At 62.5% G+C, this 13,540-nt stretch carries 11 protein-coding genes; 6 read left to right on the top strand and 5 right to left on the bottom strand.

The window, feature by feature from the left end; genetic code table 11:
- Positions 1–29: 29 nt before the first annotated feature.
- The 3 genes from SKZ59_RS15540 (at position 30) to SKZ59_RS15550 (ending at position 4,308) form a co-directional block, all read left to right on the top strand.
- Positions 30–2,963 (top strand): DUF6701 domain-containing protein, encoded by a 2,934-nt coding sequence (locus SKZ59_RS15540; protein ID WP_319992245.1) that lies wholly within the window; start codon positions 30–32, stop codon positions 2,961–2,963.
- A gap of 89 nt (positions 2,964–3,052) precedes the next feature.
- Positions 3,053–3,751: a dienelactone hydrolase family protein gene (locus SKZ59_RS15545; RefSeq protein ID WP_219329745.1), complete on the top strand. Its 699-nt coding sequence runs from the start codon at positions 3,053–3,055 to the stop codon at positions 3,749–3,751.
- Between the two features lie 140 nt (positions 3,752–3,891).
- Complete coding sequence (locus SKZ59_RS15550; RefSeq protein ID WP_034753486.1) at positions 3,892–4,308, top strand: SRPBCC family protein; 417 nt, start codon at positions 3,892–3,894, stop codon at positions 4,306–4,308.
- Between the two features lie 113 nt (positions 4,309–4,421).
- Here SKZ59_RS15550 and SKZ59_RS15555 read toward each other — a convergent pair whose 3' ends face one another.
- Entirely contained in the window at positions 4,422–6,038 is a 1,617-nt protein-coding gene (locus tag SKZ59_RS15555; RefSeq protein WP_319992246.1) for a M28 family peptidase, read from the bottom strand.
- 135 nt (positions 6,039–6,173) lie between these two features.
- Here SKZ59_RS15555 and SKZ59_RS15560 point away from each other — a divergent pair, with 135 nt between their 5' ends.
- From SKZ59_RS15560 to SKZ59_RS15570, 3 genes are all read left to right on the top strand, one after another.
- Positions 6,174–7,055, top strand: a complete 882-nt coding sequence (locus SKZ59_RS15560; protein WP_319992247.1) for an alpha/beta hydrolase — start codon at positions 6,174–6,176, stop codon at positions 7,053–7,055.
- Between the two features lie 200 nt (positions 7,056–7,255).
- Positions 7,256–9,418 carry a DEAD/DEAH box helicase gene (locus SKZ59_RS15565; protein ID WP_319992248.1) on the top strand — a complete coding sequence of 721 codons (2,163 nt, stop codon included), beginning with the start codon at positions 7,256–7,258 and terminating at the stop codon, positions 9,416–9,418.
- Between the two features lie 436 nt (positions 9,419–9,854).
- A complete protein-coding gene (locus tag SKZ59_RS15570; RefSeq protein ID WP_319992249.1) occupies positions 9,855–11,510 on the top strand; it encodes a methyl-accepting chemotaxis protein in 1,656 nt (551 codons plus the stop codon).
- 67 nt (positions 11,511–11,577) lie between these two features.
- Here the strand turns inward: SKZ59_RS15570 and bamE are convergent, their stop codons facing one another.
- From bamE to SKZ59_RS15590, 4 genes are read right to left on the bottom strand one after another with little or no spacing between them, the layout of a single operon-like run.
- Positions 11,578–11,886 (bottom strand): outer membrane protein assembly factor BamE, encoded by a 309-nt coding sequence (gene bamE / locus SKZ59_RS15575; protein WP_319992250.1) that lies wholly within the window; start codon positions 11,884–11,886, stop codon positions 11,578–11,580.
- The gene (locus tag SKZ59_RS15580) at positions 11,883–12,671 is read right to left on the bottom strand and encodes a hypothetical protein (protein ID WP_319992251.1); all 789 of its coding nucleotides are present in this window, start codon (positions 12,669–12,671) and stop codon (positions 11,883–11,885) included. Before SKZ59_RS15580 ends, bamE begins: the two co-directional genes overlap by 4 nt.
- A gap of 48 nt (positions 12,672–12,719) precedes the next feature.
- Positions 12,720–13,079: a nucleotide pyrophosphohydrolase gene (locus tag SKZ59_RS15585; protein ID WP_319992252.1), complete on the bottom strand. Its 360-nt coding sequence runs from the start codon at positions 13,077–13,079 to the stop codon at positions 12,720–12,722.
- Positions 13,076–13,537 carry a GNAT family N-acetyltransferase gene (locus tag SKZ59_RS15590; RefSeq protein WP_319992253.1) on the bottom strand — a complete coding sequence of 154 codons (462 nt, stop codon included), beginning with the start codon at positions 13,535–13,537 and terminating at the stop codon, positions 13,076–13,078. Before SKZ59_RS15590 ends, SKZ59_RS15585 begins: the two co-directional genes overlap by 4 nt.
- Between the last annotated feature and the right edge of the window lie 3 nt (positions 13,538–13,540).

The raw sequence follows: 13,540 nt of genomic DNA on the forward strand, positions 1-13,540 counted from the left end.
GCTCCCCACCGATCGGATTCCTGAATATCGTGCGCTTACTCCACTTTTTTGCCGCCCTGACATTGCTGCTGGGCTCATCCCTTGCCCACGCGGCCACGCTCAACTTCAATGGCGGCGCCGTCAGCGGCTGCAGCTTGAGCCAGGACGGTTTGCAATACACGTGCGCCTCGCTGGCGCTCGGTTCTACCGACGTCATCGTCATCGGCAGCGCGTATGGTGTGACAGTCAACAGTTCCTTGTCGATGAGCTACAACCAGGGCTTGACGATGAGCGGCAATGCCGCGCTGACGGTCAAGGGCAATCTCGACATCAAGGACATCAATCCGCCGAACCTGAAGGTGACGGGTGGAAACCTGACAGCCGAGGGCGGCACTTTCTTCCTGGGTGCGCAGGAACAGACGATTACGGCGAATATCTCCGCCACGGCCATCAAGATGGGCTCGAACAACGTCACGGTGACGGGCAGGATCAGCGCCAAGGGCCCGGTGGAAATCGCCTCGGGTTCGGTCATCAACGGGCCCATCAGCGGCACCATCGTCAATATCCTGGCCGCCAATACCCGCATCCAGGGCGATATCACGGCAACCACTTCGCTGACCATCGGTTCCGGCAGCCAGGTGACGGGTAACCTGAAATCGCCGGCGATCGACTTGAAAGCGTCCGGCCTGCTCGTCACGGGCGACGTGGAAGCCAGCAATTCCTTGTCGATCGCCTCGGGCAATGGCATCAAGGGCAATGTGGACGCTGGCGAGGTAACGCTCGACTCGTCCAACGCCTATATCACGGGCAACGCCAAGGTCGACCACATCACTCTGGGCTGGCAGGGCCGGGTGCAGCAAACCATCACCTGCAAAACCTATATACCGTCCAATCCGTGCAGCTGCGTGACGAACAACAGCGGCTGGGCTTTCAATGAACCGATGGGTCCGAAGTGCGGGCCGGGTACGCAGGCGGGGCCCCACCATTTCCAGATCGAGCATCCGGGCAATGCCCTGACATGCGCGCCGCAGACGGTGACGGTGACGGCATGCGCGGATGCCGCCTGCAGCGCCAAGTACACGAACGGCGTGAATGTCAATGTCAGCCCTGGCGGCACGGCGACGCAGATAGGCAACACCGGCGTGGCGACGGCCAGCGTGCGCCAGTACACGGCCGGCACGGCCACCCTGAGCCTGACGAGCGTGCCCGGTACCACGGGCGCGCTCGTATGCAAACGTGCTTCGGACAACAGCAGCAGCTGCGACATGAGCTTTGCGGCGACAGGCTTGACGGTCACTCCCGTCAATCATGTTTCTGCCAAGCTGCAATCGTTCAGTATCAGCGCCGTGCAGGCGCCCCCCAGTTCGACCCCGCAGGCTTGCGTGCCCCTGTTCAAAAGTACCAGCAAGAACCTGAACCTCGCTTGTAGCTATGGCAATCCCGCCAGCGGCACCCTGCCTGTTTTCGTGCAGGGAACCGGGGCGTTCGTGCCACTGGCATCGAACAGCACCAGCGCCTGCGGCACGGCGGGCGCGAACGTCAACCTGGCGTTCAACGACCAGGGCGTCGCCACCGCCATCATGTCGTATGCGGACGTGGGACAGCTGAATTTGAAGGCCACCTATACGGGGTCGGCCACAACCGGCGACGCCGGCTTGAGCATGACGGGCAGTGGCAAGGTTACCGTCGTGCCGGCCTCGTTCAGCGTCGTTGCCATCACCAACCCCCAGCGCGCGGGTGCGCCTGTGGCGGTCAGCATGAGTGTGCTCAATAGTGTGGGCGCCGTGACGCCGAACTTCGGCAATGAAAAGCCGGCGGAGACGGTGCTGCCTTCGCTGTCCAGCCTGGTTAAGCCGACGACCAGCGAGATCGCCGCGCCGGACACACCAGCCAAGCCGGCCATGCAGGGTGGCGTGGTCTTTACGAATGGCAGCGTTGTCAGCAGCGACATGAACTGGCCGGAAGTGGGAACGATCACCATCGCCTTCAATCTGGCCAACCCCAACGGCTACCTGGATGCCAACCTTGCTGTGCCGGCCTTGCCCAAGGCTTCGGGCGTGAGCGGGGAGGTGCAGTTTATCCCGCACCACTTCATTACGGAACTGGTGAAAACCGGCGCTCCCGCCGGCATCGCCACGCCGTGCGCCGCACCGCTCACCTGCGCCAACGACGGGGAAAAAGGCCGCTACGCTTACTCGGGGCAGGCGATAGGCATGCGCGTGACGGCGCGCGCCTTGGGCGGGATGCCGACCAAAAACTATGACGACCGCGTCCCGAGCGTCCTGGCGCCCGTGCTGCTCGAAGGCCTCGATGCAGCCACGGGCACGATTTCCTTTCCGCCGAGTACCCCCGATGGCAGCAGCCGGCTTACCGATGGCAAGAAGGCGCAGACCACCATCACCGGCGTGGCGCCCGCGAAATTCACCCTCGGCGTTGCCCTGCCCATGGTCGCCTACCGTTTTCCGGGCAAGGCCGGCGTGCCGCTGAAGGTGGCGCCTACCGACGTGCGCTTGCGCGCCAGCAGCACCTATCCCGGCGGCGCCATCGTCAGCTCAAGCTCGCCATTGATACAGAACGAGGCACGGATGACCGTGCTGTCGGGGCAATGGATGGTGCCCCACGGCTATGGCTCCGAATTGCTGCCAGTCAGGCTGGCCGTGCAAGTCCAGTACTGGAATGGGACGAAGTGGGTCACGAATCTGCTTGACAACGTCAGTGCCTTGAACAAGTCGGACGTGTTGTTTGTCAATTGCAAGAAAACGCTGGACTGCGGCAAGCTGGCCGTTGATGACCGGATATACACCGTCACGCAAGGCGCACTGCCGCAAACCAATCTCCTGACCTTGCTGGCGCCCGGCGCCGGCAAGGCCGGCAGCGTGGATGTTTCCGTGGGCAGCCATCCCTACCTGGCCAGCACCGTCGGCACCGTCGTCTTCGGCGTCTTCAAATCGGGACCCGTGATTTACCTGCGCGAGATGTATTGAGCCTGGACCAAGGGCGGGGGCAGAAAAGAGGAAAAACCAGTAACATGCCTGGCTGTGGCATTCCCCCCAACCTCAGACTGGAGTTTTCTATGAGCACAACTTCGCAGTGGATCGATATCGCCGGCCCGGACGGCAGCTTCCAGGCTTACCTGGCCGTGCCGCACGTGGGCAAGGGTCCCGCCATCATCCTGTTGCAGGAAATTTTCGGCGTCAACGAGCACATCCGCGCCGTGGCCGACCAGTATGCGGCCGATGGCTACGTGGTGCTGGTGCCGGACCTGTTCTGGCGCGCCGGCGCGCACATCGAGCTGGGCTATGACGCGGACGGCTGGAAGCGCGCCGTCGAGCTGATGCAGGCCACCGACAATCCGCAGGCCGACGCCGATATCGCCGCCACCGTCGCTGTCCTGCGCGCGCGCCCGGAAGTGACGGGCAAGCTGGCCTCGGTCGGCTACTGCTTCGGCGGCCGGCTGTCGTATCAGGCGGCCGCGGCCGGTCTCGTTGATGCGGCCATCGCCTATTACGGCGGCGGCATCCAGAACAAGCTGGACCTGGCCGACCGGATCAAGGTGCCGCTGCTCATGCATTTCGGCGGCCAGGATAGCCATATTCCGCCGGAAGCCGTGCAAAAGATCGCCGAGCGCTTCGAAGACCGCCAAGACGTGGAAATCCATATCTACCCAGGCGCCGAGCACGGTTTCAACTGCACCCACCGCGACAGCTACCAGCAGCGTTCCGCCGCCCAGGCGCATGGCAATTCCCTGATTTTCTTGGCGGAAAATCTGTAAGACTGCCTTGCCAGACTGGCCAGCCGTTATTTTCCGCCCAGCAGCAAAGCGGCATGGGCGCTAAAATAGCGGCTGTGCCGGGCAACTCCGGCCGGCCGGGCGCGGCGCCCGGCAAACCTGGATGAGGAACCGAATTAAAGATGGCCCAAGTAATTGTTTCTGTAACATTGGCGGCAAGCGCCGAACGAGTGTGGGATTTTATCGGCGGCTTCCAGTCGCTGGCTGAATGGTCGAGCTCGATCAAGACCAGCCTGTCCGAGCACGGCGGCCGCGTGCGCCGCCTGAAAACCACGGACGGCGCCATCATCGCCGAACGCCTGCAAAGCTACAGCGAAGCGGACAAGAGCTACAGCTACACCATCGTTTCGGGCCCGATCCCCGTCAAGAACTACCGTTCCACCCTGCGCGTCACGGGCGAGCCGGGCGCGAACGAGTGCGTGGCCGAATGGTCGAGCGAATTCGACGCGGCCGAAGGCGTGGAAGAGGTCATGGTCGGCGCGTTTCAGCATCTGTATGAAACGGCGTTCGTCGACCTGAAACGCATCATGGCAATCTGAACGCTCGTAGGTCGGATTAGCGGCAACGCCGCGTAATCCGACACCACCACCGGCGCCAACAATGTTGTCGGATTACACGGGGCGATGCCCCGCTAATCGACCTACGCTTGAGGTTACCGTTTCACCTTCCCAAACGCCTCGCCCTTGTTCCATACCGGCAAATTCTTGTCGTTCGCCACTTCATAGCCGAGGTTCAGGGTGAACTGCGCCTGCTGCACCATGCCCGACAAGTCCCACGACGGGTTGTACTCATCGGTGACCTGGTGGTAGTCCTTTTTAAAGGCGACCAGGCGCTCGCCCGACGCTTTCGGCTCCTGGACGAAGTCGAACGAGCCGTCGCCGGAAAACACGGCCGAACCCACGTTGAAGGCGGGTACGCCAGCCTTGGCAAACGCAAAATGGTCGGCCCGGTAAAACGCGCCGGACAGGTCCGGGATCGTCGGTGCCAGACGCAGGCCCATGCGCTTGGCGACCTTGGCGGCGCTCGCGTACAGGCTGCTGCGCTCGGCGCCGGCCACGCCGATGTCGTGCGTCTTGCCGACAAAATTCATGCTGTCGAGGTTCAGGTCGGCGGCTGTCTTGGCCAGCGGCCACAGGGGCGCGCGCGTGTAGGCCGTGCTGCCCAGCATGCCCGTTTCTTCGCCTGCCGGCCACAGGAAGATCTGCGTGCGGCGCGCCGGCTGTTTCACGGCCACTTGCGCCATGGCCAGCAAGGCGGCCGCGCCCGACGCATTGTCGATGGCGCCGTTGTAGATATGGTCGCTTTGCCCGGCGCGTTGGCTGCCTTCGTCATCCTTGCCCAGGTGGTCCCAGTGGGCCGAGTAGATGACGGCCTCGTCCTTCAATTTCGGATCCGTGCCCGGCACGATGCCGGCCACGTTGAATTGCTCGATGCTGCGTACCTGGCTGTCGAGTTGCACCTTGACCGTGGCGTTCAGGGCCACGGGGCGGAACGCGCGCGTTTCCGCCTGCGCGCGCAAGGCGTCCAGGTCCTGTCCGCCGGCCTGGAACAGCGTGCGCGCCATGTCTTCCTGCAGCCAGCCTTCCATCGCATTGCCCGCACCGGCCAGGTTGAAGCGTTCATGGCCGAAACCGTTGGCCGGCACCGACCACGGATACGAAGCCGACGCGGTCGTGTGGATCAGCAGCACGCCGGCGGCGCCCTGGCGCAGCGCTTCCTCGTACTTGTAGACCCAGCGGCCGTAATAGGTCAGCGACTTGCCGGCAAAGCGCTGCGGTTCGGCGCTTGTGGGCTGCGGGTCGTTGACCATCATGATGACGAGTTTTCCTTTTACATCAACGCCCTTGAAATCGTCCCAGTTTTCTTCTGGCGCGCGGATGCCGTAGCCGGCGAACACGACGGGCGCATCGAACGCCACTGTCTGCTGGCCATTTGCCGCGCCAAAGACGATGTCCTTGCCGAAGGCGGGCGACAAGGTCTTGCCGCCCGCGCTGAACGTGACTTTGCTCGATGGCAAGGCCTTGCTGCCGACGATGGTCAGCGCCTGGCGGTACGTGCCATCCTTCAACGGTTGCAGGCCGGCTACGGCCGCCTGCGTTTCCAGGTAGCGCACGGCCAGGTCGCCGCCGCGCTGGCCCGTGCCGCGTCCTTCCAGTAAATCGTCGGCCAGGAAGGACAGGTGGGCGCGCAGGGGCGCTTCGGCCACGAGCGGTTGGGCGAGGGCGGCCGTGCTGAACAGGCTGGCGGCGAGGACGAAGGGAAAGCGCATGACGACTCCAAAAGTGAATACGGGAAAGCAAAGCAGCGACAATCTTACTCTACCGCAATGCCCTGGCGTAGCGCGCGTCGCGCGCGGGCCGATTGCGGCCACAATGGCTGCTGGTCCACCGACAAGGAGCGTTCCATGACTGCCACTGACTTGCAATCGAGCAATACGCTGCGTACCGCCGACGGTACCCTGATCCACTACAAGGACTGGGGCAGCGGCCCGCCCGTCGTCTTCAGCCACGGCTGGCCATTGTCGTCCGACGCGTGGGAAGACCAGATGTTTTATCTGGCCTCGCGCGGCTACCGCGTCATCGCGCACGACCGGCGCGGCCATGGCCGCTCGAGCCAGCCGTTCGACGGCAACGACATGGATACCTATGCCGACGATCTGGCCGCCCTGATCGACGCGCTGGATTTGACCGGCGCCACCCTCGTCGGCCACTCGACGGGCGGCGGCGAAGTGGCGCGCTACATCGGCCGCCATGGCACCGGGCGCCTGGCCGGCGCCGTGCTCGTGGGCGCCGTGCCGCCGCTGATGCTGCAAACCACGGAAAACCCGCTGGGCTTGCCCCTGTCCACATTTGACGCCATCCGCGCCGGCGTGCAGGCCGACCGCAGCCAGTTTTTCCAGGATTTGAGCGAGGCATTCTATGGCTACAACCGGCCCGATGCGAAGCCGTCGCAGGGCGTGCGCGACGATTTCTGGCGGCAAGGCATGCAGGCGGGCATGCCGGCATCCTACCTGTGCATCAAGCAATTTTCCGAGACGGATTTTACGGCTGACCTGGCCAAATTCGACGTGCCGACCCTGGTGATCCATGGCGACGACGACCAGATCGTGCCGATTGCCGCCTCGGCGCGGCGCACTGCCGAACTCATCATCGGCAGCAAGCTGCTCGTGTATGCGGGCGCGCCGCACGGCCTGGCGACGACGCACAAGGACCGGCTGAACGAGGACTTGCTGGAATTTTTGCGCCACTCGGTCGATGCGGCAAGCAATATCGAGGCGCATCTGTAAAGTAGTCGAATCTATTGCAAAACATATAATATTGCTTGGTTTTTGCACCAATTGCGTGCGGATCGCCGATTTTTCTGCGTTTTAGACTGCAAAAAATGGCGTTCTGCCGCCCCGTTCCACCCGGTAAGGTCCAGTAAAGAGTAAACTAGCGGATACACTCTTTCGCATTGGGCGATTCGAGCGAACTTGTGAGTGATTTCATGTCTGATACACCAATTTCCTTATTTTCCGACCTTAACCTGAGCGAGCCGCTGATTCGCGCGCTCAAGGATGTCGGTTACGAAACACCGTCGCCTATCCAGGCGGCCACGATTCCATTATTGCTCGCGAACCGCGACGTGCTGGGACAGGCGCAAACGGGCACGGGTAAAACCGCCGCCTTCGCCTTGCCGATCCTGTCGCGCATCGATCTGAAACAAAGCTCACCCCAAGCCCTGGTCCTGGCACCGACGCGCGAACTGGCCATCCAGGTCGCCGAAGCGTTCCAGGTGTACGCCGCCCACATCCCCGGCTTCCACGTGCTGCCGATCTACGGCGGCCAAAGCTACGGCCCGCAGCTGTCGGCCCTGCGCCGCGGCGTGCACGTCATCGTCGGCACCCCAGGCCGCGTCATCGATCACCTGGACAAGGGTTCGCTCGACCTGTCCAAGCTGAAAACCCTGGTGCTTGACGAAGCCGATGAAATGCTGCGCATGGGCTTTATCGACGACGTCGAACGTATCTTGAAAGAAACCCCGGAAGGCCATCAAACGGCGTTGTTCTCGGCCACCATGCCTTCCGTCATCAAGCGCATCGCCACGACCTATCTGGTGAACCCGGCCGAAGTGACGGTCGCCGCCAAGACGGGCACGGCCGACAACATCCGCCAGCGCTACTGGCTCGTGTCGGGCATGCACAAGCTCGACGCGTTGACCCGCATCCTGGAAGCGGAAGCGTTTGACGGCATGATCATCTTCGCCCGCACCAAGCTGGGCACGGAAGAGCTGGCCGGCAAGCTGCAAGCCCGTGGCTTCTCGGCTGCCGCCATCAATGGCGATATCCAGCAAGCCCAGCGCGAGCGCACGATCCAGCAGTTGAAAGACGGCAAGATCGACATCCTCGTGGCAACCGACGTGGCCGCCCGCGGCCTGGACGTCGAGCGCATCAGCCACGTCGTCAACTACGACGTGCCCCACGATCCGGAAAGCTATACCCACCGCATCGGCCGTACGGGCCGCGCCGGCCGCAGCGGCGAAGCGATTTTGTTCATCACCCCGCGTGAAAAGAACTTGTTGAAAGCCATCGAACGCTCGACCCGCCAGCCGATCGGCATGCTGGAACTGCCAACGATCCAGGCCGTCAACGACGTGCGTATCGCCAAGTTCAAGGAGCAAATCAGCGAAACCCTGGCCCTGGGCGAACTGGAACAGTTCCAATCGCTGATCGAAGATTTCGAACGCGAGCAAAACATTCCCGCCATTGAAATCGCCGCTGCCCTGGCGAAGATGGCGCGTGGCAATACGCCGCTGCTGCTGGACAAGAACAAGGCGCGCGAGCAAGCTACGTGGCAAGACGACCGTCCAGTGCGCCAAGACCGTTTTGACCGCCCTGAGCGCAGTGACCGTTTCGAACGCAATGACCGCTTCGACCGCAACGAACGCAGCGAACGCCCGGCCTTCCCGAAAAAGGAACGCATCCTGCGTCCAGCCGACGCCGGCATGCAGACCTTCCGCATTGAAGTCGGTCATCAACATGGCGTGAAACCAGGCAATATCGTGGGCGCCATTGCCAACGAAGCGGGCATCGATTCGAAAAACATCGGCCGCATCGAAATCTATGACGACTACAGCGTCCTGGACTTGCCAGACAGCATGCCGAAAGAATTGCTGGACCAGCTGAAAACCGTGTGGGTCGCGGGCCAGCAGTTGCGCATCAGCCGCGACGGCGACGCGCCGGACCTGGCGCCACCAGCCGCGCCGCGCAAGCCGTTCGCCGCCAAGTCCGCGCCAGCGTTCAAGGATGCGCCTGCGGATGCGGGCGACGCAGCCCCTGCGCCGCGCGCGCCGAAGAAGGAACGTCCACGCCCAGGCGTGACGGCCTACCGCATCGAAGTGGGCCGCGAGCACGCCGTGACGCCAAGCAACATCGTCGGCGCCATCGCCAACGAAGCGAACCTGGAAGCCAAGCATATCGGCCGTATCGATATCTTTGACAATTACAGCGTGCTGGACCTGCCTGAAGGCATGCCGCCGGAAATCCTCGACCATCTGAAATCGGTCGTCGTCTCGGGCCAGAAACTGCGCATCAGCCTCGATGACGGCACGACGGAGCGCAAACCGGCGCCACCGCGTCCGAAGTCGCCTCCCCGTAAGACCTACAAGTAATCCATCCCCACGGGTGCTTCGGCGCCTGTGTCGCGGATTGGAGACACATCCCCCACTGGCGCATTCGCGCCAGTTTTTATTTTCCCTCAAGAAATGAATATTGTTGCCGCGCTATGGTTGGTAGCAGGCGTCGCCACATGCCGGCCATTGCGCCAGTTCCCTTGCGCCTTTTTGTCGGCGCATACGGCGTATTTATTGCCTGCTTCGCCGATAAATAATTTTTTATTAATTATTGTGTCTGCGCGCAATTTGAATTTTGCATTCAATAAAATCAATCAAGTTGAATCAAAGTAAATTCTAAAACATAAATGAATTAGCTTTTATTAAATTTTTTGACCAGTGTCACTGTCGCCGGGGCGATATATCATGGGTGCTTGATGTGGTATATTGTTTTTATGATTTTGTTATGCTAGTTGAAAAAAATAGAGGAGCGACGATGCGGGTCAATACGCCTATCACGCAAAATGAATACGTATTAAATGAAGGCATGACGATTGTTTCCACGACGGATTTACAGGGAAACATCAATTACGCCAATCAGTATTTCATTGAAGTCAGCGGTTTTTCAGAAATGGAACTGCTGGGTGCGCCACAGAATATTCTGCGTCATCCCGATATGCCGGCCGAAGCGTTTGCCGACCTGTGGGATACCATCAAGACTGGCATGCCATGGACCGGCATGGTCAAGAACCGCTGCAAGAATGGCGATTTCTACTGGGTCTTCGCCAATATCACGCCCGTCATCGAAAACGGCCGCCCGATCGGTTATATGTCCGTGCGCACCAAGCCCACGCGCGAGCAGATCAACGAAGCGGCAGCCCTGTATAAGAGTTTTAAAGACGGCAATAGCGCCAAGCTGGCGATCCGCAATGGCCGCGTCGTGCGCCAGGGCTTGGCCGCCAAGCTGGCCGAGTGGCGCAAGCTGACCCTGTCGCAAGACCTGGCCCTGCATTGCATCGTCTTCGGCGTGGTGCTGGCCATTCTCGGCTGCGCCGTGTGGAATATCGATGGCGACACGAGCACGGCCACGCGCAGCTGGCTCAGCGGCGCTGCCGCCGCGGCCGTGGCGCTGATGCTGTATTTCTGGGCCCATTTGCACAATTCCCTCGTCGCGCCGCTGGGCGAGGCCATCACGGTGGCGCGCAAGATGGCCGGCGGCGACTTGACGGGTGTCATCGACAAGGTGCGTGACGACGACATGGGCCAATTGATGGCGGCCTTGCGCCAGACGAATATCAACCTGCACAGCATCATCGGCGACGTGCGCGCCAACTTCGAGGATATCCGCGTCACCACGGCCGAGATCGCCACGGGCAATATGGATTTGTCCAGCCGCACGGAATCGCAGGCGTCCAGCCTCGAACAGACGGCGGCCAGCATGGAAGAGCTGACTTCCACGGTGCAGAACAGCGCCGACCACGTGGACACGGCCAATAAGCTGGCGGCGCAGGCGTCTACCGTCGCGGCCAAGGGCGGCACCATCGTCAGCGAAGTGGTCACCACGATGGACGAGATCAGCACCTCGTCGCGCAAGATTCTCGACATCATTGGTCTCATCGACGGCATCGCCTTCCAGACGAATATCCTCGCCTTGAACGCGGCCGTGGAAGCGGCCCGCGCGGGCGAACACGGCCGCGGTTTCGCCGTCGTGGCCGGCGAAGTGCGCAGCTTGGCGCAGCGCTCGGCAACGGCCGCGAAAGAAGTGAAAAACCTGATCGACCATTCGATCGCCACCGTGAACGCGGGCAGCGTGCTGACCAGCAATGCGGGCGCCACCATGACGGAAGTGATCGCCTCGGTAGCCCGCGTGACGGAAGTGATGGACGAGATTTCCTCGACCACGCGCGAGCAGAACCAGGGCATCGGGCAAGTCAACCAGGCCGTCATCCACATGGATGGCATCACGCAGCAGAATGCGGCGCTGGTGGAGCAGGCGGCGGCCGCCGCCACCAGCCTGGCGCAACGCACCGACAGCGTGGCCCAGTCGATCGGCATCTTCAAATTGAAGGCCTCGCCCAAGCGCAAGACAGCTGGCGTGGGGCGCAGCGTGGGCGCGGGCGTGACATCGCGCGCTTTGCTGAAAGCACGCTAATTACCCCAACGGCGAAAGGCTGGGGTCAGACCCGTCGGGTCTGACCCCGGTTTTTGCCTGGGTACTTTTACTGCTTCACCCGATACACCTCCCCGCTGCGCACCTTCTTCACCACCCCATCCCCGCCAAACAAAATCACATATTCTCCCTGCGCGCCCGAGACGGCCGGGTAGGTGTACATCCATACTTCATTGCCGCTGTCGAAACGGATGGACGTGCTTTCTCCCAGCGCCGCGCGCACCTGTTCGCGCGTGCTGCTGCCTGCTTGCACCGTCTGTTCCAGGGTTGCGTAAGGCACGTTCTTGCTTGCCTGCAAGGCGCGCGTGCCGGAGCAGGCGGCCAGCAGCATCAGCATGGCGGTCAGCAGCCATTTCATGGCGCCACCTCGTCCATGTAAGTAAATTCCAGCAGGGTGTCGTCGGGCCAGCTGGCATCCCACAAGGGCGCGTAATACGTGTGGTCGAGCAAGACCTGGCAATCGCAATAGGGCAGCGAGGCGGGCGTCTGCTCGCCGCCCGCGTACAGCATCCTGAACGGCAATGCCAGGCGGCGCTCGCCATGCACGAGGGTCACGCCGAACAGGGGACGGTCCGTGAAGAACAAATAATTGCCGTCCGGCTGCGAGCAGACCTTGTCCGTGCTGTAGAGCATGCTGGACAGCCAGGCGATGATTTGCGGGTCGTTCGAGATCAGACCGGAATCCATGCCGGCGCGGCATTCCAGGCGCAGGTCGCCCAGGCGCCGCGTGCCGGGCGGCAAGCCGGGCGTGATCACTTGCGCGCGCCAGCTCATGGTGGTCGCCTTGCGGTTGGCGATCAGCACGGCGTCTTCGCGCGCCGCTTGCGCATTGCGCACGGGGGCAAAGCTGTTGTCTTCGGCCAAGGGTAACGGGATGCTGACGGTGTCGCCGGCGATGCGCAGCCGCACGCCCGTCATGTCCACGCCAGGCTGGCGCGGCAGCAGGCGAAAGCGCAAGCTCGCTTGCGGCGCCAGCGCACGGTCGCGCTCGAAGCGGTCCACGCCCTGCAGCATCTTGCGGTAGGATTTATCGACGGGGTCGCGCGTGGCGCCCACTTTCACCTGCGGCACGGGCGCGGTTTGCGCCAGGGCGATCGGGCCAGGGAGCAGGCAGGCAAGCAGCAGGAGGATAGGAATGCGCATGGCTGAATGCTACGCTTTTTTGCGCAGCGGCCACGCACGGGTGGCTGTTCAGTATTCGCTGTATTTGCGCGCGTCGCCGCGTACCTGCTGCGCCGGGTATTTCTGCGCATTGAGTTCCATCTTTTCCAGCACGGCAGAGTGCAGGTCGACGCCGCTCTTGTCGGCCAGGCGCACCAAATACATCAGCACGTCGGCCAGCTCGTGGCGGATGCCAGTGCGTTTTGCCTCGTCCAGCTCGGCGTCCGCGCCAGTGGGCAGCCACTGGTAGTGTTCCACCAGTTCCGCCACTTCCACGGACAAGGCCATGGCCAGGTTTTTCGGCGTGTGGAACTGGTCCCAGTCGCGCTCGTCGGCAAAGGCGCGCAGGCGCGCGCGGATGTCAAACAGGCTGTCGGCAGGCGTACTCATGCCGCCACCTGCAGCGGTTTTTCCATGAAGACACTGAACGGATCGTCGGGATAGTCGCCGTACGGCCCGCGCCGCTGGTAGCCGTGGCGCGCGTACAGGGCGATGGCTTCGGGCTGGTGGATGCCCGTCTCCAAGGTCAGCAAGCGGCAGCCGCGCGCCAGCGCCTGCTCTTCCAGCAGGGCCAGCAGGCGCTTGGCCAGGCCCAGGCCGCGGCTGTTCGGGTGCACGTACATGCGCTTGACTTCGCCGAAATCGGGCGTGACGACGATGGCGCCGCAGGCCCGCGCCGCGCCTGCCGCATCGCGGGCGACGGCAAACAGCAGGGTATCAGGCGGCACGGATGCCAGGTCCAGCGAATAGACGCACTCGGCCGGATACAGGGTCTGTTGGTAGGCGTCAAGCTCGGCGATCAGGGTTTGCACGTCGGCTTGCTGCGGCGATTCCAGGCGGATGGTCATGGG

Origin of the sequence: Janthinobacterium sp. GMG2 (genome assembly GCF_033949445.1) — a bacterium.
GTDB lineage: Bacteria > Pseudomonadota > Gammaproteobacteria > Burkholderiales > Burkholderiaceae_D > Janthinobacterium > Janthinobacterium aestuarii.

What these genes read in the sequence shown, in the direction of transcription:
- SKZ59_RS15580 (WP_319992251.1), bottom strand. Translation starts at nt 12,671, where the DNA reads ATGCGCATTCCTATCCTCCTGCTGCTTGCCTGCCTGCTCCCTGGCCCG.
- SKZ59_RS15550 (WP_034753486.1), top strand. Translation starts at nt 3,892, where the DNA reads ATGGCCCAAGTAATTGTTTCTGTAACATTGGCGGCAAGCGCCGAACGA.
- bamE (WP_319992250.1), bottom strand. Translation starts at nt 11,886, where the DNA reads ATGAAATGGCTGCTGACCGCCATGCTGATGCTGCTGGCCGCCTGCTCC.
- SKZ59_RS15565 (WP_319992248.1), top strand. Translation starts at nt 7,256, where the DNA reads ATGTCTGATACACCAATTTCCTTATTTTCCGACCTTAACCTGAGCGAG.
- SKZ59_RS15560 (WP_319992247.1), top strand. Translation starts at nt 6,174, where the DNA reads ATGACTGCCACTGACTTGCAATCGAGCAATACGCTGCGTACCGCCGAC.
- SKZ59_RS15555 (WP_319992246.1), bottom strand. Translation starts at nt 6,038, where the DNA reads ATGCGCTTTCCCTTCGTCCTCGCCGCCAGCCTGTTCAGCACGGCCGCC.
- SKZ59_RS15545 (WP_219329745.1), top strand. Translation starts at nt 3,053, where the DNA reads ATGAGCACAACTTCGCAGTGGATCGATATCGCCGGCCCGGACGGCAGC.
- SKZ59_RS15585 (WP_319992252.1), bottom strand. Translation starts at nt 13,079, where the DNA reads ATGAGTACGCCTGCCGACAGCCTGTTTGACATCCGCGCGCGCCTGCGC.
- SKZ59_RS15570 (WP_319992249.1), top strand. Translation starts at nt 9,855, where the DNA reads ATGCGGGTCAATACGCCTATCACGCAAAATGAATACGTATTAAATGAA.
- SKZ59_RS15590 (WP_319992253.1), bottom strand. Translation starts at nt 13,537, where the DNA reads ATGACCATCCGCCTGGAATCGCCGCAGCAAGCCGACGTGCAAACCCTG.